This window comes from Stenotrophomonas sp. STEN021, from assembly GCF_056760175.1.
Map to the genome: position 1 here is coordinate 1 of NZ_JBRREH010000004.1, position 21,784 is coordinate 21,784.

The 21,784-nt window shown below is 64.4% G+C and carries 16 protein-coding genes; 3 read left to right on the plus strand and 13 right to left on the minus strand.

Annotated elements, in window-relative coordinates:
- Positions 1 to 271: 271 nt before the first annotated feature.
- The 7 genes from groL to ACVOL0_RS01435 all read right to left on the minus strand — a co-directional run bounded on the left by groL (position 272) and on the right by ACVOL0_RS01435 (position 7,024).
- Positions 272 to 1,918, minus strand: coding sequence for a chaperonin GroEL (gene groL, locus ACVOL0_RS01405; RefSeq protein ID WP_481547558.1), 1,647 nt, complete (start codon positions 1,916 to 1,918; stop codon positions 272 to 274).
- Positions 1,919 to 2,054: 136 nt separating this feature from the next.
- The gene (locus ACVOL0_RS01410; protein WP_481547559.1) at positions 2,055 to 2,342 is read right to left on the minus strand and encodes a co-chaperone GroES; all 288 of its coding nucleotides are present in this window, start codon (positions 2,340 to 2,342) and stop codon (positions 2,055 to 2,057) included.
- Positions 2,343 to 2,733: 391 nt separating this feature from the next.
- Positions 2,734 to 4,992, minus strand: a complete 2,259-nt coding sequence (locus ACVOL0_RS01415) for a hypothetical protein (RefSeq protein WP_481547560.1) — start codon at positions 4,990 to 4,992, stop codon at positions 2,734 to 2,736.
- Positions 4,993 to 5,012: 20 nt separating this feature from the next.
- Positions 5,013 to 5,714 (minus strand): PilW family protein, encoded by a 702-nt coding sequence (locus ACVOL0_RS01420; protein ID WP_481547561.1) that lies wholly within the window; start codon positions 5,712 to 5,714, stop codon positions 5,013 to 5,015.
- Between the two features lie 2 nt (positions 5,715 to 5,716).
- Positions 5,717 to 6,136 carry a hypothetical protein gene (locus tag ACVOL0_RS01425; RefSeq protein ID WP_481547562.1) on the minus strand — a complete coding sequence of 140 codons (420 nt, stop codon included), beginning with the start codon at positions 6,134 to 6,136 and terminating at the stop codon, positions 5,717 to 5,719.
- Positions 6,120 to 6,620 carry a pilus assembly FimT family protein gene (locus tag ACVOL0_RS01430; protein ID WP_481547563.1) on the minus strand — a complete coding sequence of 167 codons (501 nt, stop codon included), beginning with the start codon at positions 6,618 to 6,620 and terminating at the stop codon, positions 6,120 to 6,122. Before ACVOL0_RS01430 ends, ACVOL0_RS01425 begins: the two co-directional genes overlap by 17 nt.
- Positions 6,617 to 7,024: a type IV pilin protein gene (locus tag ACVOL0_RS01435; RefSeq protein WP_481547564.1), complete on the minus strand. Its 408-nt coding sequence runs from the start codon at positions 7,022 to 7,024 to the stop codon at positions 6,617 to 6,619. The genes ACVOL0_RS01430 and ACVOL0_RS01435 overlap by 4 nt, the downstream gene beginning before the upstream one ends.
- 187 nt (positions 7,025 to 7,211) lie before the next feature.
- On the opposite strand from ACVOL0_RS01435, the gene cutA reads away from it, so the two are divergent.
- Genes cutA through ACVOL0_RS01450 form a run of 3 tightly spaced genes read left to right on the plus strand, consistent with a single transcriptional unit; the run spans position 7,212 to position 10,486 of the window.
- Positions 7,212 to 7,535 (plus strand): divalent-cation tolerance protein CutA, encoded by a 324-nt coding sequence (gene cutA, locus ACVOL0_RS01440; protein ID WP_481547565.1) that lies wholly within the window; start codon positions 7,212 to 7,214, stop codon positions 7,533 to 7,535.
- A 3-nt stretch (positions 7,536 to 7,538) separates the two neighbouring features.
- Positions 7,539 to 9,896, plus strand: coding sequence for a protein-disulfide reductase DsbD family protein (locus tag ACVOL0_RS01445; protein ID WP_481547566.1), 2,358 nt, complete (start codon positions 7,539 to 7,541; stop codon positions 9,894 to 9,896).
- Positions 9,896 to 10,486, plus strand: a complete 591-nt coding sequence (locus ACVOL0_RS01450) for a TlpA family protein disulfide reductase (RefSeq protein WP_481547567.1) — start codon at positions 9,896 to 9,898, stop codon at positions 10,484 to 10,486. Before ACVOL0_RS01445 ends, ACVOL0_RS01450 begins: the two co-directional genes overlap by 1 nt.
- Before the next feature lie 226 nt (positions 10,487 to 10,712).
- Here the strand turns inward: ACVOL0_RS01450 and ACVOL0_RS01455 are convergent, their stop codons facing one another.
- The 6 genes from ACVOL0_RS01455 to ACVOL0_RS01480 form a co-directional block, all read right to left on the minus strand.
- Positions 10,713 to 12,275: a sodium/sugar symporter gene (locus ACVOL0_RS01455; protein ID WP_481547568.1), complete on the minus strand. Its 1,563-nt coding sequence runs from the start codon at positions 12,273 to 12,275 to the stop codon at positions 10,713 to 10,715.
- A 120-nt stretch (positions 12,276 to 12,395) separates the two neighbouring features.
- Positions 12,396 to 14,972: a glycoside hydrolase family 3 protein gene (locus ACVOL0_RS01460; RefSeq protein WP_481547569.1), complete on the minus strand. Its 2,577-nt coding sequence runs from the start codon at positions 14,970 to 14,972 to the stop codon at positions 12,396 to 12,398.
- Between the two features lie 2 nt (positions 14,973 to 14,974).
- A complete protein-coding gene (locus tag ACVOL0_RS01465) occupies positions 14,975 to 16,384 on the minus strand; it encodes a sugar porter family MFS transporter (protein ID WP_481547570.1) in 1,410 nt (469 codons plus the stop codon).
- A 41-nt stretch (positions 16,385 to 16,425) separates the two neighbouring features.
- On the minus strand, positions 16,426 to 17,760 hold the full coding sequence (xylA, locus tag ACVOL0_RS01470) for a xylose isomerase (protein ID WP_481547571.1): 1,335 nt from the start codon (positions 17,758 to 17,760) through the stop codon (positions 16,426 to 16,428).
- Between the two features lie 38 nt (positions 17,761 to 17,798).
- Positions 17,799 to 19,292: a xylulokinase gene (gene xylB / locus ACVOL0_RS01475; protein WP_481547572.1), complete on the minus strand. Its 1,494-nt coding sequence runs from the start codon at positions 19,290 to 19,292 to the stop codon at positions 17,799 to 17,801.
- Positions 19,293 to 19,320: 28 nt separating this feature from the next.
- Positions 19,321 to 21,702 carry a glycoside hydrolase family 95 protein gene (locus ACVOL0_RS01480; protein WP_481547629.1) on the minus strand — a complete coding sequence of 794 codons (2,382 nt, stop codon included), beginning with the start codon at positions 21,700 to 21,702 and terminating at the stop codon, positions 19,321 to 19,323.
- Between the last annotated feature and the right edge of the window lie 82 nt (positions 21,703 to 21,784).

The window sequence follows — 21,784 nt, forward strand, 5'->3', positions numbered from 1 at the left end:
CACCCCCTTCTCGCTGTCGCCCCCTGTTCCGCGCGTCTTGTTCCAGATCTAAACTCCCCCGGCCCCCCCCGCCCCCCCCCCACTACGGATTGGGCTGACTTGTGGGAGCGGCGTAGGCCTCGAAGCTGGCAATGCTTGAAAGGCCTCAAGAGCCAACCCCTCCCCAACCCTCCCCTACGCCTTCGGCGCAAGGGAGGGAGCGAAACAAAACAAAACCCCGCCTTTCGGCGGGGTTTTGTGTACTGCAAGCAGCGGTGAGGCTGCGGCGGACTTAGAAGTCCATACCGCCCATGCCACCCATGCCGCCCATACCGCCGCCGCCCATGGCCGGCTCGTCCTTCTTCGGAGCTTCGGCAACCATGGCTTCGGTGGTGATCATCAGGCCAGCGATCGAGGCTGCGTTCTGCAGTGCCGAACGGGTCACCTTGGTCGGATCCAGGATGCCGAATTCCAGCATGTCGCCGAATTCGCCGGACGCGGCGTTGTAGCCGAAGCTGCCAGTGCCTTCCTTGACCTTGTTGACGATGACCGACGGCTCTTCACCGGCGTTGGCAACGATTTCGCGCAGCGGGGCTTCCATCGCGCGCAAGGCGATCTGGATGCCGTGGTTCTGGTCTTCGTTGTTGCCCTTCAGGCCGGCCAGAGCGGTGACAGCGCGCACCAGCGCAACGCCGCCGCCCGGGACCACGCCTTCTTCGACGGCAGCGCGGGTAGCGTGCAGGGCGTCGTCAACGCGATCCTTCTTTTCCTTCATTTCGATTTCGGTCGATGCACCGACCTTGATCACGGCAACGCCGCCGGCCAGCTTGGCAACGCGTTCCTGCAGCTTCTCGCGATCGTAGTCCGAAGAGGTTTCTTCGATCTGGGTCTTGATCTGCTTGACGCGCGACTCGATGCCGGCAACGTCGCCAGCGCCGTCGATGACGGTGGTGTTTTCCTTGGAAACCTGCACCTTCTTGGCGCGGCCCAGGTCCTTGATGGTGGCCTTTTCCAGCGACAGGCCAACTTCTTCGGAGATCACGGTGCCGCCGGTCAGCACGGCCATGTCTTCCAGCATCGCCTTGCGACGGTCGCCGAAGCCCGGTGCCTTGACGGCAACGACCTTGACGATGCCACGGATGGTGTTGACCACCAGGGTCGCCAGCGCTTCGCCTTCGATATCTTCGGCGATGATCAGCAGCGGCTTGCCTGCCTTGGCGACGCCTTCCAGCACCGGCAGCAGGTCACGCACGTTGGAGATCTTCTTGTCGTGCAGCAGGATGTACGGGTCTTCCAGGTCAGCGGTCTGCGACTGCTGGTTGTTGATGAAGTACGGGGACAGGTAGCCGCGGTCGAACTGCATGCCTTCGACGACGTCCAGCTCGTTTTCCAGGCCCGAGCCTTCTTCAACGGTGATCACGCCTTCCTTGCCAACCTTCTTCATCGCTTCGGCAATGATGTTGCCGATCGACTCGTCCGAGTTGGCCGAGATGGTGCCGACCTGGGCAATGGCCTTGTCGTCAGCGGTGGGCTGGGAGATGTTCTTCAGCTCGGCGACGGCGGCGATCACGGCCTTGTCGATACCGCGCTTCAGGTCCATCGGGTTCATGCCGGCAGCAACGGCCTTGGCGCCTTCACGGATCAGGGCCTGGGCCAGCACGGTGGCGGTGGTGGTGCCGTCGCCAGCGTCGTCGTTGGTGCGCGAAGCAACTTCCTTCACCATCTGCGCGCCCATGTTCTCGAACTTGTCAGCCAGTTCGATTTCCTTGGCGACGGACACGCCGTCCTTGGTGATGGTCGGGGCGCCGAAGCTCTTCTCGAGCACGACGTTGCGGCCCTTCGGGCCCAGGGTTGCCTTGACGGCATTGGCGAGAACGTTGACGCCGCGCACCATGCGCGAACGGGCGTCTTCACCGAAACGAATATCCTTGGCAGCCATAGCTTTGAAACCTCGGGAATGGGGATAGGGGAATAGGAGAGAGATAGATCAGCAGCGGTGTTTCAGGGACCGGGGAAAGGTCGGCGCCAGGCGCCTATGCCAATTCCGGCATCACGATTCACCGCTACAAAGGCAATCAGCCGATGATGGCGAGGACGTCGTCTTCGCGCAGCACCTTGTACTCAACGCCTTCGGCCTTGTAGGACGAACCGGCGTACTGGCCGTAAATGACCTTGTCGCCAACCTTCAGCGACGGGGTACGCACCGAACCGTTGTCCAGCGGCTTGCCCGGGCCCACGGCCACGACTTCACCCTTGGTGGACTTTTCCTTGGCCGAATCCGGGATCAGGATGCCGCCGGCGGAGATTTCGTCGGCTTCGATCGGCTTGACCACAACGCGGTCGTGAAGCGGCTTGATGCTCATGAAGGACCTCTTAAGTAATTGATTGGCCTGAAATTCCGGCGACACCGACGGGGAAACAGAGGGACGCCGGCATCACGCGTAAAAAGGCCCGTCGTGCGGGCTTGTTTGGGAGATGGGGCTGGCTGGGGGCCTTTCAAGGGCCGGCCGGCAAATTGATCATTTCCGCCATCAGGGTCTGGCGTTTGCCGCTGCGAACGCACCGGCCTTCGCCCCCCGGCCGTTGCCAGCTCCGGTATCGTCGATGCCCGCCGCGAATGACACCGGGTGGTCGCTGAGGGTGAACACAGTTCGCCCGACCGCAAAAAAAATGGCGCGCCCCGGGGGATTGCGGGACACGCCATGCCAAGAGAGAGCCGCCCAGACTGCGGGCTGAACTACTTTTTTTGGAATATCACAGGTACCGCGACCATTGCACCGAGGCGCTGGCCGGGCTTGCAGGCAGCCCGCCACTGCCGGTGCTGCAGACCGGGAGCAGGTTCAAGCCACCACCACTGGGAACATCAACCGAGATACCGCCAGCAGAGATCTTGGTGTCGGCGGTCTGGTTGCTGCCTACCGTCAAGCTGCCGTGAATGGTCACGGTGGCACCGCTGGTCGACAGCTGTTTGCCCAGCATCACGCTGCCACGAAGCTCCCAGCCAGCAATATCGGCCGCGCCTTCGGCGATGATGGTGGTGTTGCCGATCGGCAAGCCCTGATAGGTCTGCGGCTTGCCATCTGCACCCGGCCCCTCCCACTCCACGAACTGCGAGCGGCTGGCGCATAGGTTGGCCGGATAGAAATCGCCACCGCAGACCCTGGCTGCGCCAGCGAAATTCGGGGCGACGAGGTCGCGGTGACCGGCGCCGGTGAGGGTGATATTGCCACCACAGTTGGCCTGGCTCGGGTCACTGCAGCCGCGCACCACCACGGTGTTGAGGAAATCGGTGCTGGTGCCATCGATCTTCACCGACTGGTCAAACCACAGCACGCCGGCCGGCATCTTGCTGACCCCATGCAACAGCCAGCTGCCATCGTTCTGGCGGACCTTCAGGCAGCCCTTGTCATTGGTGTTGTTGCAGGTCATCAGCTCCTGCAGGATCGCCAGCTGCGCCGCATTGGGACTCTTCAACGGGTACACGCCATCGATGGAGTCGCCGTTGGCGCGCTTGACGTTGCGGATGGTCAGCTGTGGCGCGCCATCAACCGTAGTGAAAGCGTAGTTGGCCATGCCGAGGAAGTTGTCGGCATCTACCGGCTTCACCCGTGCTTCGCAGTAGGGGATGCCGGGCAGGCCCGGACTGGTGCCTGTCTGCTTGGCCTGCACGTTGGTTACTGGAGGGTTGAGGCTTCCGGCCAGCAGGCCCGACCCGGTCACCTTGACGTCGTTGACCGTCATGTCGCCGCCGCCGAGCAGGTTCTTGACCGTACCCGAGGTCAAGGCAATGTTGCCACTGGCCCACAGCGTTTCGTACTTGCCGCTCCAGCCGGACACCGTGACGTTGTAGCCCCATAGCTGGCCCACGGTAAGCGTTGCAAGCCCGACCGTGCCACCGGCAATACGGCTTGAGCGGAAGCTCAGCGCATCCGGCAGGCTGACATCGTCGGCGCCCTTCAGTTGCTCGGCACTGGCCGTACCCGTTACCAGGCCAGTGGCGGGATCAACCCTCAACAGCGGTTGGCCGGCGCTGTCCTGCTTGCCGAAATCCAACAGGTACTGACTGTTGTCGGTCAGCGTGATCACCACATGGCCGCTGTTGAACGGCGCCACGGTCCCGGTAACCCACGGCGTGCCGCCGGTCACGGTCGAAGCAATCAAGCGGCCACCGACTTCGGCAGTGCCGATCATCTGGGTGCCGGAGTAAACGGCAACTGCATAGGCACCGGCCTTGATCGCGTTGTAATTGCCGCCGCTGACGCCATTGCCGATCTTGACGTTGCGCGCCCACAGCGTGGTACCGCTGGGGTTGCCCATGCCATTGATTTCGATATCGCCTTCCGAGTACAGATGACCGTTGTCGGTGATGCCACCGCCGGTCATGTCGACCTTGCCTTTGACACAGCCGGAGATGCGCGCAGTGGAGCCGCCACCAATCGTGAGGTTGCCGGCAACAACGATGTTCTCGTAATCAACCGTGTTGGTGACATCAAGCTTGCCACCGCTGTATTCCAGATTGCCGTTGAACACCATCGGCGCCTTGGGCATGGATGCGCACACCGGCGGTATGCCCGGCGTGCCGTTGCCTGGCACCACGTCATAGATCACTTCCACCGTGGCGGTGGTCAACGCACTGCCGACGCCGGCCATGCCGACAACCTGGGCGCTGACCCGGTAGTGGTCGCTGCCCGCAGCCTCCACCGACGTGACTGTTGCAGCGCGCACGCCCAGCGCTTCCATACCACTGACCGGCTTGGCGTCGTTGCCTACCCAGCCCGGCCATACGCCGGTTTCCACCTGCAGCAGGTATAGACGCAGCGCCTCCACGCCACGCCAGGCCGCAGCTTGCGCGGCGGTGGCCGAATGGGTTGTGAGCTGCTGCGACTGGGTACCACGCAGCGAATAAATGGTTGCGGCAACAGTGACCGATACCGCAAGGCCAACCATCAGGACGATCAGCAGCGTGGCTACACCGCGCTGCCGCTTGAAAGCGGAAAAGCGATTCCTGTCCATGCGTACACGCTCCTTATGCATCAGCTGGTCACTGCAAGATTGGGCAGGCAGGCCAGGAACAGATGGCTGCTGCCATCACTGCGCTCCAACGCCAGTTGCTGCCCAACGGCGGCAGTAGGGGTGGTACTGAAATCCTGTTGCATGTAAGGCAGGCATTGGCGCTGGCCCTTGAGCGAAAACACATAGCCTGGCGCCAAGCTCATCGCACCCACTTCCTGCTCACCCGAGGCAAAGGCACTGCCGTCCTTCTGCATCGGAGTGAAGAACGCCGCACTACCCGCAAGCAGGCGTCGCTCATTGCTGTTCCATGTGGCTGCCGCGGCATCGCTGCAGGCCTTGGGGGTGAACCGATACAGGCCTTCACCGTCGACCAGATGCAGGCCCGAGCAGACATAACCGCTGGCGCTGAGTTCGGCCTTGTAACGCCAGACCAGCGCCTTGCCCGCTTCGCGCACATGCAATTTGCTGTCCAGGCTCTCAGCCGCAGGCACGCCGAAACCCGCGCTCTGCAGGTCCATCTGCGCCGACAACAACGCCGCCGACACCTGACCATCGCGCAATGCCGAACGCGAGGCGTTGCTGGAAACTTCGATCATGGTTTTGTACAGCGTCATCATCGCGGCAATGGTGATCAACGAGATCACCAGACCCACCATCATGCTGATCAGGCTCTGTCCGCGTTGCTGCTGGCGGCCTGGCCGCTGGGCGCTGTGTGTGTGCATGCTCATTGCCTCGTGGACACAAGCAGATCGGGGTCGTTCTCGCTGCCGCCCTTGCTGCCGATATCACCGGCCGCCACTTTCAGGTCCACCCGCTGCGGTGCGTCTACCGTGCGCGCCACGCCTGCCATGGCCAGCGTGGCCGTTGTCGCCTCGCAACTGACTGCGGCGTCTTTGGTAGTACCGTTGGGCAAGCTGATTTGCAGCGTGTTGCTGCCACACAGGCCTATGCCTTGGCCGTGCAGACTGTCACGCAGGCGCTCGACCATCAGGTTCTCCACCTTGGCATCGCGCTGGCTGTTCATCACGTTGGCCACAACATGGGCCAGGCCGGCACCGATGATGCTGGTGATCAGCACCCCGACCAGAGCCTCGAGCATGATGTCGCCGCGCTGGCGGCGTGCTGGATCAAAGCAGATCGACATAGAGCGGATCCTGGCTGTTCATGCCAATGGCTATGCGCGAATGGCTGGGCCCACTGCTGCAACTGGCCGCATCCGGCAGGCGTTGGCCGCGGTTGTCGAAGGCCACACAGGACAGCAGATCCGCCGAGGCTTGCAGTTGCTCGGCATCGGCGTAGTCGCTGCCCCCGGCCAGTCGGTATTCGCCACCACGCGGCAACTCGCCCTGCCACAGCACTTCGTTGCCATCGCCACGCAGTACCTGCAGGTTCCGCTCACTGCGCTGCAGGCGCGCCGAGGTGCCTGCACCGGTGACGTGTTCCGGGTTGCGCAGCGCCAACGAACGGGTCTGTGCAACCGCCTCCCACAGCAGATTGCGGGCCTGCATCTGCCGGTTGCTGTCGATCCACTCCCGTGCGAACGGCATGCCTGCCAGCGCCAGCACCGCCATTACCGCCAGGGTCACCATCAACTCGACCAGTGAAAAACCCATGGCGCGCCGGCTCATGGCCAGTCACTCACACCGGCACAGCTGCCCGAAACCGTGCGTCCATTGCCGGAATCGAGCTTCAAGGTGCAACCACGGGCCTTGCCCAACGCACTACCGGCAACCGCCTTCAGCTCGTAACCGCCGCTGCTGGCCGTGTAGCTGTAGGTGAACTGGCCGGCCTTGGTCCCCGCGCTCCAGCCTTTCTTGGCCGCTGCGTCGGTGGCCGGATAGCCCAGCGTGCGCTGACGGTGGTTCTCGACCGTACTGGACAACGCCATCAAATCGCTCTGCGCTGTACGGATCTTGGCGCGCAATGCGTAATCCGAATACAGCGGCAATGCGATCGTGGCCAGGATGGCGATGATCGCCACGACGATCATCAGCTCGATCAGCGTGAAGCCTCGATTGTTGCGTTGTTGCATACGCCCCCCTGTAGAGCCTTGCGAACAGGTGCATCCGTTGTGGAATGGCACTTCGTAAGAAATGGCCTTCATCTTTCGTCAGATGAAGAACAGGTGAAACTGTGATCGACGGCAATATACAATCGGTGACAACGATGTCAACACTTCCATCCGAAAACGCCTCAAGCGCTTCTGCCACAATGGCCGGATGGACGTAAGACTGGTCTTCTGCACCTGCCCCGACGGTCAAACCGCGCAGGCATTGGCTCACCACCTGGTAGAGCGGCGTTTGGCTGCCTGTGTGAACTTGTTGCCTGCGATGCGGTCTGTGTACCGCTGGCAGGGGCAGATTGAACAAGCTGAAGAGGTTCAGCTGATCATCAAAACCTGTGCTGATCGGTTGGATGCATTGAGCGCCGCGATCAGGCTGCACCACCCCTACGAATTGCCGGAGATCGTGGCGATCTCCCCCAGCGCCGGCTTGCCGGCGTATCTGGACTGGATCCGGGCGCAGACCCGGGAGGAAACCTGATTAATGATGCTGTTGCGACAATTTGCCGCTTTCTGCCTGCTTTCCCTGGCCGCCCTGCCGGCGCTGGCCATCAATGAAAAAGACCTGCTGCCGGTGGACCAGGCCTTTGCCCTGCGCGCCGAGGCCCCCAGCCGCGATCGCATCGAGCTACGCTGGGACATCGCCCCGGGTTACTACCTGTACCACCACCGCACCAGCGTCAAGGCCGGCCCCGGTTTCACTGCCGGTGCGCTGCAGATGCCGCAAGGCGAGAAGAAGCACGACGAATTCTTTGGCGATGTGGAGACCTACCACCGCCAGCTGCGCTCGATCCTGCCAGGCACCGCCGACGCAGGCGCCACCAGCGTCACCCTCGAAGTCCGCTACCAGGGCTGTGCCGATGCCGGCGTGTGTTACCCGCCACAGAAGCGCAGCATCGAAGTAAAGCTGCCCGCCGCAGGCGGTGCCGCACCGGTGGTTGCCGCCGTCGCACCGTCCGCTGCCCCCATCTTCAACCCACTGGCCGGCAACAGCGGCGGCCTCAACCTGCCCGGCGCCCCCGCCGTGCAAGGCCTGCCGCTGCCATCGGAAAAAGCCTTCGGCTTCGAGGCCATCGTCGACAACGGTAACCGCCTGCTGCTGCGCTTCTCGCCGGCACCGGGCTATTACCTGTACCGCGACCGCACCTCGCTGGCGCTGGAAGGCGCCGATGGCGTGCGCGCAGGGCGCCCGCAATGGCCGGCAGGCAAGCCTTACCGCGACGAACACTTCGGCAATGTGGTGGTGTATTTCGACCAGGTCGATGTGCCGTTGCCGCTACGCCGCGACAAGCCCGATGCTACCCCGGCCACCCTGGTTGTCACCTTCCAGGGCTGCCAGACCGACGGCATCTGCTATCCACCGATGACCCGCCGGGTGCGGTTGTCGCTGCCCGTCGGCAAGATTTCCTCGAAAGAAAAAGAAGAGCTGGCCGTCGCCCCGTTGGTGATCCAGCCGTTGCCGGCCGGCAAAAAGGGCGAAGTTCCGCCGATGCCGCTGATCGACCCGGCCAATCCGCCGGCACCGCAGCCGCTTGTTGTACGTCCGGCGGCCGAGGCCGCCAGCCTGGCCGAGGCCGCGCCGGACGCATCGGCCGACAACACCCGCCGCAGCCAACCACCAGCCGATACTGCCGGCAATGGCTCGCTGCTGTGGATCCTGCTGCTGGCGCTGGCCGGTGGCCTGATCCTCAATCTGATGCCCTGCGTCCTGCCGATTCTGTCGCTGAAGGTGCTGGGCGTTGCGCAGAGTGGCGAGAGCCGCCAGCGCGCCCGCAACCATGCGCTCTGGTATACGGCCGGCGTACTGGTGGCGTTTGCTGCGGTCGGCGGACTGGTGCTGGCGCTGCGCGCTGCCGGGCAAGCCGCCGGCTGGGGCTTCCAGCTGCAGCACCCGTGGTTCATCGCTGCCCTGGTGTACCTGATGTTTGCTGTTGGCCTGAGCCTGTCCGGGCTGTTCACCCTTGGCGGCAGCGCTGGCCAACTGGGCCAGAACCTGGCCAAGCGCAGCGGTCCCAGCGGGGACTTCTTTACTGGCGTACTCGCCTGTGTGGTCGCCAGCCCCTGCATCGCGCCGTTCATGGGCCCAGCACTGGCCTACGCCTTCACCGCACCGCCGGCCTTGGCGATGCTGGTATTCCTCGCATTGGGCCTGGGTCTGGCCCTGCCGTTCCTGTTGATTGGCTTTGTACCGGCACTGGCCAAGCGCCTACCCAAGCCAGGCGCTTGGATGGAAACCTTCAAGCACGTGATGGCGTTCCCGATGTACCTCACCGCCATCTGGCTGTTGTGGGTGCTGGGCAAGCAACGTGGCATCGATGCGATGGGCCTGATGCTGATCGGCATGACCCTGTTGGCCTTGGGCCTGTGGTGGTTTGAACGCAGCCGCTGGCATAGCCGCACGATCGGCATGGTGCTGGGCGCGGTGATTGCACTGTTGGCCCTGGTCCCGGTGTGGGGCGTGACCCGCCTGCCACCGCCGGGCGCGGCGGCCGCCAGCGAAGGCACCGTGTCCTACTCGCCGCAGATGCTGGACCGCCTGCGCGCCGACAACCGGGTGGTGTTCGTCAACATGACCGCCGACTGGTGTGTCACCTGCAAGGCCAATGAACGCAATGTGCTGAACCGCGACAAGTTCCGCGACACACTCAAGCGGGTAAATGCGGTGTACATGCACGGCGACTGGACCAATGTGGATCCGCAGATCAGCGCCTTCCTCGAACAGCACAAGGCGGTCGGCGTTCCGCTGTATGTGGTGTATGGGCCGGGCGCACCACCGCGCGTGCTGCCGACCGTACTGACCCAGGCCACCGCCGAAGAAGCGCTGCTGCGCGCGGCGCGCTGATGCGCCGCGTCGTTTGGTGGGTAGCAGGTATCGCAGCAGCAGCCGGGCTGTCTGCCGGTGCATGGTTGAGCCAGCCCATCACGGTAGTGGTGCCTTCGATGAGTACGCCATCAGTACCTCTGAAGTCGGCCATGCCGGTACAGGGAGTACGCGTCGGTGATGTGATGCCTTCGTTTACCCTGCCTGATCTGGATGGCATGCCGGTACAGTTCCCGGATCGCTTCAAGGGCAAGCCGCTGCTGATCAATGTATGGGCCAGCTGGTGCGCGCCGTGTATTGAAGAAATGCCGGAGTTGGCGCGGTTTGCCACGCGGCATGCGGACACTGGACCACAGGTGGTGGGGTTGGCATTGGATACCCCCGATGCCGTGCTGGATTTCCTCGGCAACGTGCCGGTGTATTACCCGATCGTGATCGAGACACCGGGGCCACAGGATGCCAGCGTCAAGCTGGGCAATTCGCAGGGGTTACTGCCTTACAGCGTACTGGTTGATGCGCAGGGGCGCGTGCTCGCGCAGAAGCTGGGGCCGTTCAAGGCGGGTGAGATCGATACCTGGGTTGCGGCGGCGACGCCTTCCACCGTGCAGTGATCTCGTAGTTGCTGGATTCCAATTTGCAGCCTGGGGAGTCGTAGCGGACCTGGGCACGGAATGCTTGCAAAGCGCCAAAAGCCCCCTCATCCGCCCCATAGGGGGGGATGAGGGGGGCGTTGCTCTGAAGCGTTGCTCTGAAGCGTTGCTCTGGCTTCTGGAAGGTGCTTTGCACCGCACCCTCTCCCCAACCCCTCTCCCGGAGGGAGAGGGGCTCGAGCTCAGATCACCAGAACACCGCGTACAGCGCAATCAGAATCGCGACAACGGCCACCGAGCCGGTGTTGAACACACCACCCGTGCGGTAATCCACATCACGGGTGTCGATGATGTCCTTCTCCGGCGCCGCCGGGGTCAACAGTGAAACACCTACCGCCAACGCCAAGGCCAGCAGGAACACCAGGCCAACACGGTCAATGAACGGCAACGCCGGCCACGCCAGTTTCAACACAATCGACAACACGAACGAACCAATTGCCGCCGACAAGGCACCGGCCTCGTTGGCGCGCTTCCAGAACAGGCCGAGCATGAAGATCACCACGATGCCCGGGGTGAAAAAGCCGGTGTATTCCTGGATGTACTGGAAGGCCTGGTCAAAGCTGCCCAACAGCGGCTTGGCAGTGAAGATACCCAGCACCACCGCCACCACCGCCGCAATGCGCCCCACCCGCACCAGCCTGGTCTGATCCGCTTCCGGATTGCGCTTGGCGTAGAAATCCAAGGTGAAAATCGTCGCCACCGAATTGATCTTGGACGCCAGCGAGGCCACGATCGCCGCCACCAACGCCGCAAACACCAGGCCGAGCACGCCGGTCGGCAGCATCCGCATCATCGTCGGATAGGCCTGGTCCGGCTTGTCCAGGTTCGGTGCCAGCATCACCGCGGCGATGCCCGGCAATACCACGATCACCGGCATCAGCAGCTTGAGGAAGGCGGCAAACAGCACGCCCTTCTGCGCCTCACCAATACTTTTGGCCGCCAGCGCACGCTGGATGATGTATTGGTTGAAGCCCCAGTAACTGATGTTCATGATCCACAGGCCGCCGAGCAGCACGCTCAGGCCGGGCAGGTCCTTGTAGAAGGGATTGTCCTTGCTGAGGATCATTTCGAAGTGACCCGGCTGCGCCTGCCACAGTTTGTTGAAGCCGGCGATGATGCCGGCGCCATCGCCGAGCTGGTTCAGGGTCAGCCCGGCAACGAACAGGCCACCCAGTACCAGCAGAGTGACCTGCACGATGTCGGTCAGTGCCACTGCCTTGAGCCCGCCGTACAGCTGGTACAGCAGCGCGAACACGCCGATCAGCACCACCGCGGTCATCTGGTCGATGCCGGTCACCTGGTTCACCGCCACCGCACCCAGCCACAGGATCGAGGTGACGTTGACGAACACGTAAAGGCCCAGCCAGAACACCGCCATCACCGTGCGGATGCGGGCGCCATAACGCTGCTCCAGGAACTGCGGCATGGTGTAGATGCCATTGCGCAGGAACACCGGCAGGAACCACTTGCCGACGATCAACAGGGTCAGTGCGGCCATCCACTCATACGAGGCCACCGCCAGACCGATCGCATAACCCGAACCGGACATGCCGATGATCTGCTCGGCGGAAATATTCGCTGCGATCAACGAGGCGCCGATCGCCCACCACGGCAATGACTTGCTGGCCAGGAAGTAGTCCTTGGCGTCCTTGCTGTGCCCGGCTTTCTCCCGCGACACCCATTGCGCAAGGACGAAGATACCGGCCAGGTAGACCAGTACGATCGCGATATCCAACGTACCCAAACCCATCTCATCACTCCCTGTTGTGCACCGACCGGGCTGTCATCCCTGCGCCCTTTCGCTACCGACCCATCACAGGCCAAATCATCAGGTGCGCCGGTACCCTCCCGTACCGGCGCTTTCGCTGTTTCAGCGTGTTGCGCAGTCTACGTTTACCTCAGCCTCACCGGCAGCGCCAAGAACGATGCGCGATACCGATATGTCTGCAGCCGCAGCACTTTCCAGCTCGGCGGCACGCTGCAGCTTGGACAGGTCCGCACCGCCAGCAGCAAAGCACTTGAGCGGCACGCCAACGCTGACCCACTTGCCTGCCGGGATCGCTGCCAGGGTGGATTGCAGATCCACCTTGGCCGCACAGCCGGCACCGCAGCCGACGCCAACCGTCAGCGGCGCGCTTACCGCCGCATCACGACGCAGGGTGAGCTGTAGCTGCACATCGCCATTGCTCTCGCGGGTGACATCGACCGGCGTGGCCGCGATCAGCGCGAACTTTGCCAATGCCGTGCCCGACCACTGCAGGCGACGGGCGTCTTCCTGCGCCTTGTGATCGACTGCGGTCATCTTCAGCGTGCCGTCGGCCAGCACGGTCGGCACGGTGGTGGCCGGCATGTCAGGCTGTGAGGCGCTGGACAACTGCAGCGCCATGCCCAGCGCCGGGCGGCCCTTGGCGAAGTACACGCCACTGCCGGCCTGCTCACCGCTCACGCCGGAGTCTTCCGGCAAGGCCGCCACGTCGCCCTTGTCGGCATAGCTCAGGCCATGGCCGAACTTGTACAGCGGGTTGTGACCGGGCTTGTTCACTGCCGAGTCGGTGGCGGTACGCGGCCAGGAGAAGCTGAGCTTGCCCTTGAAGTCGTGGTTGATGCTGCCATCGACCTTGCGCAGCAGCACATCGGCGACACCCGCGCCTTCCGAACCCGGCAACCAGGCAGCGACGAAGGCGTCGGCGGCATTGATCTCGCGGTTCATCCACAGCGGGCGGCCGCTGATGAACACCGCCACCACCGGAATGCCTTCGCTCTTTAGCCGCTTGAGCAGTTCCAGGTCGGCGTCGTTGCCCGGCTTGTACAGCAGGTTGGGGATGTCACCCTGGAACTCGGCATAGGGCTCCTCGCCGAACACCACCACGGCCACATCCGGCTTGTGCTTGTACTTGCCATCGACCGCCAGCTCGGCGCTGCCACCCGCCGCACTGACCTCACGCTGCAGGCCTTCCCAGATGGTGTCGGCGTTGGGGAAGTCGGCACGTGTCGTGCCGGTACCCTGCCAGTTCAAGGTCCAGCCACCGGCCTGCTTGCCGATGTTGTTGGCGCCATCACCGGCCACCAGCACCTTCTGGTCGGCACGCAGCGGCAGGATGCCGTTGTTGTTCTTCAGCAGCACCAGCGATTCGCGAACGGCCTGACGGGCGACCGCACGGTGCTCGGCTGCGCCCAGCAATTCGAACTTGCCACCCAACGCACGCGCCGAAGGCTTGGGTGCATCGAACAGGTTCATGCGGAACTTCACCCGCAGCACGCGACGCACGGCATCATCCAGGCGCTCGGTCGAAAGCTTGCCCGACTTCACCGCCGCAACGGTGGACTCGTACATGCCCTTCCAGCTGTCGGTGGCCATCGCCATGTCCAGGCCGGCGTCATAGGTGACCGGGCAATCGGTGGTGCTGCATCCGGGAATCTGGCCGTGGCCGTTCCAGTCGCCGACCACGAAGCCACCGTAGTTCATGCGGCCCTTCAGCACGTCGGTCAGCAGCGGCTTGTGGCCGTGCATCTTGACCCCGTGGAAGCTGTTGAACGAAGCCATCACCGACTGCGCACCGGCCTTGATGGCGGTGACGTAACCGGCGCTGTGGACATCCCGCAGCTCGGCTTCGCTGACCGCGGTATCGCCCTGGTCCTTGCCATCGGTGGTGCCGCCGTCGCCGACGAAGTGCTTGACCGACACCATCACGTGCTTGTCGTCGAGGAAGTCCGGCGCGCCGACCTTGCCCTGCAGGCCTTCAACCATCGCCGCGGCAAACTCGGCCACCAGCTGCGGGTTCTCCGAATAGCCTTCATAGGCACGGCCCCAGCGCACGTCCTGCGGCACCGCCACGGTCGGCGCGAACGCCCACTCCATGCCGGTGGCGCGGGTTTCGGCGGCGGTGATCTCACCGATGCGGCGTTGCAGCTCCGCATTGCGGGTTGCACCCAGGCCAACGTTGTGCGGGAACAACGTGGCGCCCACCACATTGCTCTGGCCGTGCATCGCATCGATGCCGAACAGCAGCGGGATGGCCTTGCCACCGCCGCTGGTATCCATCGAGGCGGCCCAGAAATCATCGGCCACCTTCAACCAGTCCTTTGCCGGTGCGTTGTACTTGCCACCCGGGTCGGAGCTGCCACCGGCCAGGATCGAGCCCAGCCGGTACTTGCGCACATCGTCCGGGGTGATGCTGGCCAGGTCGCCCTGCACCAGCTGGCCGACCTTCTCCTCCAGCGTCATCGTCGCTAGCAGATCGTTGACGCGCTTTTCCAGCGCCGGATCTTCCGCCAGCGGCCATTCCACCACCGGCCACTGTTCCGGATGGATCGTGCCGTCATACGCGGCATCGGCCGTGGCCGCCTGCGGTGCAGACTTGTCGCCGCTGTTGCAGCCGGCAAGCACCGCGATACCCACTGCCAGCGCGCCAACCAGGGCAGCGCGGCGTGTCGAAAACGTCATCATCCTCAACCCTCCATCTGCTCGAGCGAACGACCCTTGGTCTCACGCACGAACTTGATAACAAAGAACACCGAGATCACCGCCGACACCAGGTAGATGCTGTACGTCGATGCCAGACCAATGCCGGCCAACAGCATCGGGAAGGTCACGGTGACAATGAAGTTGGCCGTCCACTGCGCCGCACCGGCAACTGCCAGCGCCGACCCGCGGATCTGGTTGGGGAACATCTCGCCAAGCATCACCCACATCACCGGGCCCCAGGACACGTTGAAAAACACCACGTAGGCATTGGCTGCAACCAGCGCCAGCGTGCCCATGTGACCGGGCAGCTGCAGGTGGCCTTCCACCATCGAACCGCTGGCGAAGGCGTAGACCACCAGCGCCAGCGATACCGCCATGCCGCTGGAGCCGATCCACAGCAGCGGCTTGCGGCCGATCTTGTCGATCAACAACACGGTGACGATGCAGGCACCGATGCTGAGCGCGCCGGACAACACATTGATCAGCAGCGCATCGCTCTCGGAGAAGCCAACCGCCTGCCACAGCACCGCGCCGTAATAGAACACCACGTTGATGCCTACCAGCTGCTGGAACACCGCAAGGCCAATGCCCACCCAGACGATCGGGCGGATCTTGCGGGTGGCTTTGTCGACCAGGTCCGACAACTGCGGGCGGTGGTGGTCCTGCGACAACGACGCATCGATCTCGCCCAGCGTGGCCTGCGCCTGCTCGGCACCGAACAGGCGGGTCAGCACGGCCAGTGCTTCGTCCTTGCGGCGCTTGACCACCAGGAAGCGCGGGCTTTCCGGGATGAACAACAACAGCAGCAGGAACAGCAGCGACGGGATCGCCTGCATCCAGAACATCCAGCGCCATGCCGCCTGGCCGGCCCACAGCGGCTCGGTCGAGGCGCCAGCGGCCTTGGCCAGCAGGTAGTTGCTGAGGAAGGCGATGAACAGGCCGGAGATGATTGCGATCTGCTGCACCGTGGCCAGCCGACCGCGGTAACGCGCCGGTGCAACCTCGGCGATATAAGCCGGCGACATCACGCTGGCCGCACCCACCGCGAAACCACCGACCACGCGCGCGGCAATGAACACCAGCGAGCTGTGCGCCGCGCCGGCACCAAGTGCCGACAGCAGGAACAGCACCGCCGAGATGATCAACACCGAACGCCGGCCCAGCCGATCGGCCAGGCGGCCGGCGAAGAATGCGCCGATCGCACAGCCCAGCAGCATCGAGGCCACTTCAAAGCCCAGCTGTGCCTCGGTGGAACCAAAGGCCTGCTTCAGGCCATCGACGGTACCGTTGATCACGCCACTGTCGAAGCCGAACAGGAACCCGCCTATCGTCGCCACCACGCTGATCAATACGATCAGCGCGGTGTTTTCCTTGTTTGCTGCTGACTGCCCCATCCCCTCACCCTCTCTGTCTGGTTATGTCGTCGGCCTGATGCTCAGCGCAGCAGGTATTGGTTGAGCAGGTTTTCGTAGCGCTCCTGCTTGCCGCTGGCCTGCACCGGCTCGCCGTTGCCGGCCGCGATCCTGGCCAGCTCGGCCAGGCCCAGCTTGCCGCTGGCGAAGTCCTTGCCGGCACCGGCATCGAAGCTGGCGTAACGCTGTGCGCGCCACTGTTCCCACGGCGAGTCGTTGAGCAGGCCGTGGGCCACTTCCAGACCGCGCGCGAACGCATCCATGCCGCCGATGTGGGCAATGAACAGGTCTTCCATGTCGGTGGATTCGCGACGCGGCTTGGCGTCGAAGTTCAGGCCACCGACCAGGCCGCCCTGGCGCAGCACCACCAGCATCGCGCCGACGGTGTCGTAAAGGTCGGTCGGGAACTGGTCGGTGTCCCAGCCGTTCTGCGCGTTGCCACGGTTGGCATCGATGCTGCCGAGCAGGCCGTGATCGGAGGCGACCTGCAGGTCGTGCTCGAAGGTGTGGCCGGACAGCGTGGCGTGGTTTGCCTCGATGTTGAGCATGAAGTCGTCCTGCAGGCCATTGGCCTTGAGGAAGCCGGCGACGGTTGCCGAGTCGAAATCGTACTGGTGCTTCATCGGCTCCATTGGCTTGGGTTCGATGAAGAATTTGCCGGTGAAGCCGATGCTGCGACCGTAGTCGCGCGCGGCGCTGAGGAAGCGTGCGAAGTGTTCGAGCTCGCGCTTCATGTTGGTGTTGTGCAGGCTGGCATAGCCTTCGCGACCACCCCAGAACACGAAGTGCTCGCCGCCCAGTTCAACCGTGGCTTCCAGCGCGGCCTTGACCTGCACCGCGGCGCGGCTGACCACATTGAAATCCGGGTTGGTCGCCGCGCCGTTCATGTAACGCGGGTGCGAGAACAGGTTGGCGGTGCCCCACAGCAGCTTGGTGCCGGTGGCCTGCTGGCGTTGCTTGGCCAGCGCCACCACGTGCTTGAGATTCTTTTCGTAGGTGCCGATGTCATCGGCGTCCGGCGCCATGTCGACGTCGTGGAAGCAGTAGTACGGCACACCGAGCTTGGTGAAGAACTCGAACGCCGCATCGACCTTGGCCTCGGCGGTGGCCATGGCATCGCCCCTCTCCCACGGGAAGCGGCGCGTGCCCGGGCCGAACGGATCGGCGCCGGCGTTGCAGAAGGTGTGCCAGTAACAGGCGGCGAAGCGCAGGTGCTCGCGCATGCTCTTGCCACCGATCAGTTTGTCGGCGTCATAGACCTTGAACGCCAAGGGGTTGTCGGAGTCACGACCCTCGAACGGGATCTGGCCGATGCCGGGGAAATACTCGGTGGCGCCGATGAAGGGCTGCTTGCTCATGGTGCGAATTCCTGTGTCGACAAACTACGGGGAAAGAATCAACCGCGGTACAGCGGCATGACGGCGTGCAGGTGCTGCAGGTAGCGCTGGTAGGCCAGCGCATAGGCCGCGCTGCGCGCGCCGTCGGGCGTGGCAGTGGCTGCGGCATCGGGGGTTACATGGGTGACCGCGAGTGTGGCCAGGGATGCGTCGTTGCCGGCGCTGCGCTGCAATGCCCACAGCGCCTGCAGGGCGGCACCGAATGCAGCGCCTTCGGACTGCTGCGGCACTTCCACCGGCAGGTCGAACACATCGGCGACCATCTGCCGCCAGGCAGCGCTATTGCTGCCGCCACCGGTCAGCACGATGCGATCGAAGCGCATGCCGGCACCGACGAAGGCGTCAAAGCCGTACTTCAGTGCATAAGTCGCCCCCTCCATCGCCGCGCGGTAGAAGTGCGAGGGGTTCATGGTGGTGGCGTCCAGACCCGCCAGCACGCCCTTGCCCAGCGGCAGGTCGGGGGTGCGCTCGCCATTGAGGAAGGGCAGCATCACCAGCCCATCTGCGCCCGGCGTGGTCGCATTGATATGCGCATCGCCGTCGCGGCTGCTGAAGCCGAACATGCGCGCCACCTGCTCGGTGACCACGGTGCAGTTCATCGTGCAGATCAGCGGCAACCAACCGCCGCTGGACGAGCAGAACGCCGCCCATGCGCCATCGGCATCCACCACCGGCACATCGGAACTGGCAAACAAGGTGCCCGACGTGCCCAGGCTCATTGCCAGCTTGCCCGGCGCAACGCAGCCGGTGCCGATCGCGGCCATCATGTTGTCACCGCCGCCTGCGCCAACCTTTGCGGTGGTCGGCAGGCCCAGGCGTGCTGCAGCTTCGGGCGCGATATCGAACAGGGCATCGGCGTCCACCAGCGGCGGCAGACAGGCAGCGAGATCGCGGTTGGCATCGGTCGCCTTCAGCAGTTCCGGCGACCATTGGCGCGTGCGCACATCCAGCCAGCCGGTGCCCGAGGCATCGCCGTGCTCGCAGTAGTACTGACCGGTCAGCACGAAGTTCAGGTAGTCGTGCGGCAGCAGGATATGCGCCAGCTTTGCGTAGGCCTCCGGCCGGTGTTTGGCCGTCCACGGCAGCTTGGAGGCGGTGTAGCCGGCAAGGATGGGATTGCCGGCCAGTTCGATGCAGCGTTGCGCGCCGCCGGCCGCGTCCATGATCTGTGCGCATTCGGCGCTGCTGCTGGTGTCGCACCACAGCTTGGCCGGCGCCAGCACCTTGCCGTCCGCATCCAACGCGACGAAGCCATGCTGCTGGCCCGACACCGCCAGCGCCTGCACCTGCTGGCGCAGCTGCGGGTCTATGCGGGCGAAGCAATCCTCCATCGCCGCGACCCACGCTGCCGGATCCTGCTCGCGGCTGCCGTCATCGGCACTGTGCAGCTGCAGTGGTGCGCTGGCCGTGGCCAGCAACTGCCGTTGCGCGGCGTCGTAGATCACGACTTTCAGGCTCTGCGTGCCCGCGTCGATACCGGCGACGATGCTCATGCCGCGCACCAACGGGAAGCAAGGTGACTCATGCAAGACTCCATTGACCATCGTGCAGCTGCGCGGTGATGCGCTGGCCGGCACGCAGGTCCAGTTTCAGTTCGTGGGTTTGGTAAACGAGGTTGAAGGCGCCGCCGCGTTCGGCCAGCAGGCTGACCTGCTGCAGGCGGCCTGCGCTCCACTGCAGGTCGAGCACGCCGGCATTGCGCACACGCACGCCGTGCACGCTTCCCTGCGCCAGTTCGGCCGGCAGCGCAGGCAGCAGGAACAGCGCCCCGCCCCAGCTCTGCACCAGCATCTCGACGATGCCGGCGGCGCCACCGAAATTGCCGTCGATCTGGAACGGCGGATGTGCGTCAAACAGGTTTGGATAGCTGCGCTGCGGTGCCAGCAGCAGGCGCAGGATCTGCAGGCAACGCTGGCCTTCGCCCAGCCGCGCCCACAGGTTCAGGCGCCAGGCGATGCCCCAGCCGGTCGCTTCGTCACCGCGCAGTTCCAGGGTGCGGCGTGCGGCGGCGCTGAGCTCGGGGGTGTCGCGGCGGTTGATCTGGCTGGACGGGTGCAGGCCGTACAGATGCGAGACGTGACGATGCTGCAGTTCCGGCGCCTGCATGTCCCAATCCTGCTGCCATTCCATCAACTGGCCGGCGCGGCCGACCCGGTTCGGCGGCAGCTGCGCACGCAGCGTGTCCAGTTGTGCGGCGAAGGCGTGATCGGTATCGAGCAGGCGAGCGGCTTCGATGCATTGGCCGAACAGGTCGCGCAGCAGCTGCGCATCCATGGTCGGCCCGGCGCAGATCGCCGCGCCGTGCGGATGCTGGTTCTCCGGCGAGATCGACGGCACCGTGACCTGGTGGCCGGTGTTGGGATCGCGCTGCAGGCTGTTGACGAAGAACAGCGCCGCGCCCTTGAACAGCGGCCAGACCTGGCGCAGGTAAGCCGGGTCGCGGCCATAGTCCCAGCGGTCCCACAGCTGCTGCAGCAACCACGCGCCGCCAGTCGGCCACAGTGCCCACTGCGCGCCATCGGGCGGCGTGCTGACCCGCCACAGGTCGGTGTTGTTGTGTACCACCCAGCCATCAACGCCATACATCTGCTGCGCGGTGAGCGCGCCGCTGCGGGCCAGCTCCTCGATCATCCGCTGCAAGGGCTCCACGCATTCGGGCAAGGCCGCCGCTTCGGCCGGCCAATAGTTCATCTGCGTGTTGATGTTGAGCGTGTACTTGCTCTCCCACGGCGGGTCCATCAGATCGTTCCAGATGCCCTGCAGGTTGGCCGGCTGGGTGCCGGGACGCGAGCTGCAGATCAACAGGTAACGGGCATAGGCGTGGTACAGCGCGACCAGTGCCGGATCATCACCGCTGGCAAAGGCCGCGATGCGTTCGTCGGTAGGCTTGGCGGCGGCAACAGTGCGGCCCAGGTCCAGGCGCATGCGCCGGTACAGGCGCTGGTGTTCGGCCAGGTGATCGGCGCGCAGCTGCGCGGCGCTTCTGCCTGCGGCCTTGGACAACTGTGCGGCGGTGATCGCTTCCGGATCGCCGCCGACGTCATCGAAGGCGCGGTAGCTGGTGGCGGCGACCAGGCGCAGTTCCAGCTCACGCACGCCGTCGAAGGCAATGTGATCGGTGTTGATGCGCAGCTTGCCGCCAACGTGGCGTACCTGCACACGGAACGCAAAACGCAGCTTGCCGGGCAGACCGTCGCGCGACACGTTGTGGCCGCTGACCAGCCAACCATCGTCGGTGGCGGTCGTGCTGGTTGCGTGCTCGTTGGCGGTGCGGATGAAGCCGCCCATCGGCTCACCGTCTTCCACGGTGTAGCGCAACACCAGGCATTGATCGACCGGCGAGATGAACACCTCGCGGCGATGCAGGCCGGCACCGGCGCGGAAGCTGGTGCGGGCAATGGCCGCATCCAGGTCCAGCTCGCGGCGGTAATCGCTGATGCCTTCCAGGCGATGGAACTCCAGCCACAGGTTGCCCAGCGGCTGGTACGGCATCTGTTTGACCGGCCGCGAGATCAGCGTCTCGTTGGCCAGTGCTTCGGCGGCGGCATAGTCACCGGCGAAGACCAGCTCACGCACGCGCTGCACGCTGCCGCGCGCACGCGGGTTGACCGCGCTGTACGGACCACCGGCGTAGAGCGTGTCTTCATTGAGTTGCAGGCGCTCGTTGGCGACGCCACCGAACACCATCGCGCCAAGCCGGCCATTGCCCAGCGGCAAGGCCTCCACCCAGCTGCGCGCCGGCTGCCGGTACCACAGCAGGTCGGCGGCCGACGCCGCGGCTTCCGCCGTCGCGGCCTGCAGCATGCCGGCCAGCGGCAGGTTGCCGATGGCCAACGCGGCCGCCGCGCCCTTGAACAGCGCACGACGGCCGGGCTGTGCCAGCCCGGCGCTTTCAGTGGTCATCCCGACGACCGGGACAGGACCGTTTGCAGCGTTCATTCCGGCCCTCCCAGACTCAAATGTCCACCGGTTTCCATAATGCCGA

What these genes read in the sequence shown, in the direction of transcription:
- ACVOL0_RS01455 (WP_481547568.1), bottom strand. Translation starts at nt 12,275, where the DNA reads ATGGGTTTGGGTACGTTGGATATCGCGATCGTACTGGTCTACCTGGCC.
- ACVOL0_RS01480 (WP_481547629.1), bottom strand. Translation starts at nt 21,702, where the DNA reads ATGACCACTGAAAGCGCCGGGCTGGCACAGCCCGGCCGTCGTGCGCTG.
- xylA (WP_481547571.1), bottom strand. Translation starts at nt 17,760, where the DNA reads ATGAGCAAGCAGCCCTTCATCGGCGCCACCGAGTATTTCCCCGGCATC.
- cutA (WP_481547565.1), top strand. Translation starts at nt 7,212, where the DNA reads ATGGACGTAAGACTGGTCTTCTGCACCTGCCCCGACGGTCAAACCGCG.
- ACVOL0_RS01445 (WP_481547566.1), top strand. Translation starts at nt 7,539, where the DNA reads ATGATGCTGTTGCGACAATTTGCCGCTTTCTGCCTGCTTTCCCTGGCC.
- ACVOL0_RS01435 (WP_481547564.1), bottom strand. Translation starts at nt 7,024, where the DNA reads ATGCAACAACGCAACAATCGAGGCTTCACGCTGATCGAGCTGATGATC.
- ACVOL0_RS01430 (WP_481547563.1), bottom strand. Translation starts at nt 6,620, where the DNA reads ATGAGCCGGCGCGCCATGGGTTTTTCACTGGTCGAGTTGATGGTGACC.
- ACVOL0_RS01415 (WP_481547560.1), bottom strand. Translation starts at nt 4,992, where the DNA reads ATGGACAGGAATCGCTTTTCCGCTTTCAAGCGGCAGCGCGGTGTAGCC.
- xylB (WP_481547572.1), bottom strand. Translation starts at nt 19,292, where the DNA reads ATGAGCATCGTCGCCGGTATCGACGCGGGCACGCAGAGCCTGAAAGTC.
- ACVOL0_RS01450 (WP_481547567.1), top strand. Translation starts at nt 9,896, where the DNA reads ATGCGCCGCGTCGTTTGGTGGGTAGCAGGTATCGCAGCAGCAGCCGGG.
- ACVOL0_RS01465 (WP_481547570.1), bottom strand. Translation starts at nt 16,384, where the DNA reads ATGGGGCAGTCAGCAGCAAACAAGGAAAACACCGCGCTGATCGTATTG.
- ACVOL0_RS01460 (WP_481547569.1), bottom strand. Translation starts at nt 14,972, where the DNA reads ATGATGACGTTTTCGACACGCCGCGCTGCCCTGGTTGGCGCGCTGGCA.
- ACVOL0_RS01425 (WP_481547562.1), bottom strand. Translation starts at nt 6,136, where the DNA reads ATGTCGATCTGCTTTGATCCAGCACGCCGCCAGCGCGGCGACATCATG.
- ACVOL0_RS01420 (WP_481547561.1), bottom strand. Translation starts at nt 5,714, where the DNA reads ATGCACACACACAGCGCCCAGCGGCCAGGCCGCCAGCAGCAACGCGGA.
- groL (WP_481547558.1), bottom strand. Translation starts at nt 1,918, where the DNA reads ATGGCTGCCAAGGATATTCGTTTCGGTGAAGACGCCCGTTCGCGCATG.
- ACVOL0_RS01410 (WP_481547559.1), bottom strand. Translation starts at nt 2,342, where the DNA reads ATGAGCATCAAGCCGCTTCACGACCGCGTTGTGGTCAAGCCGATCGAA.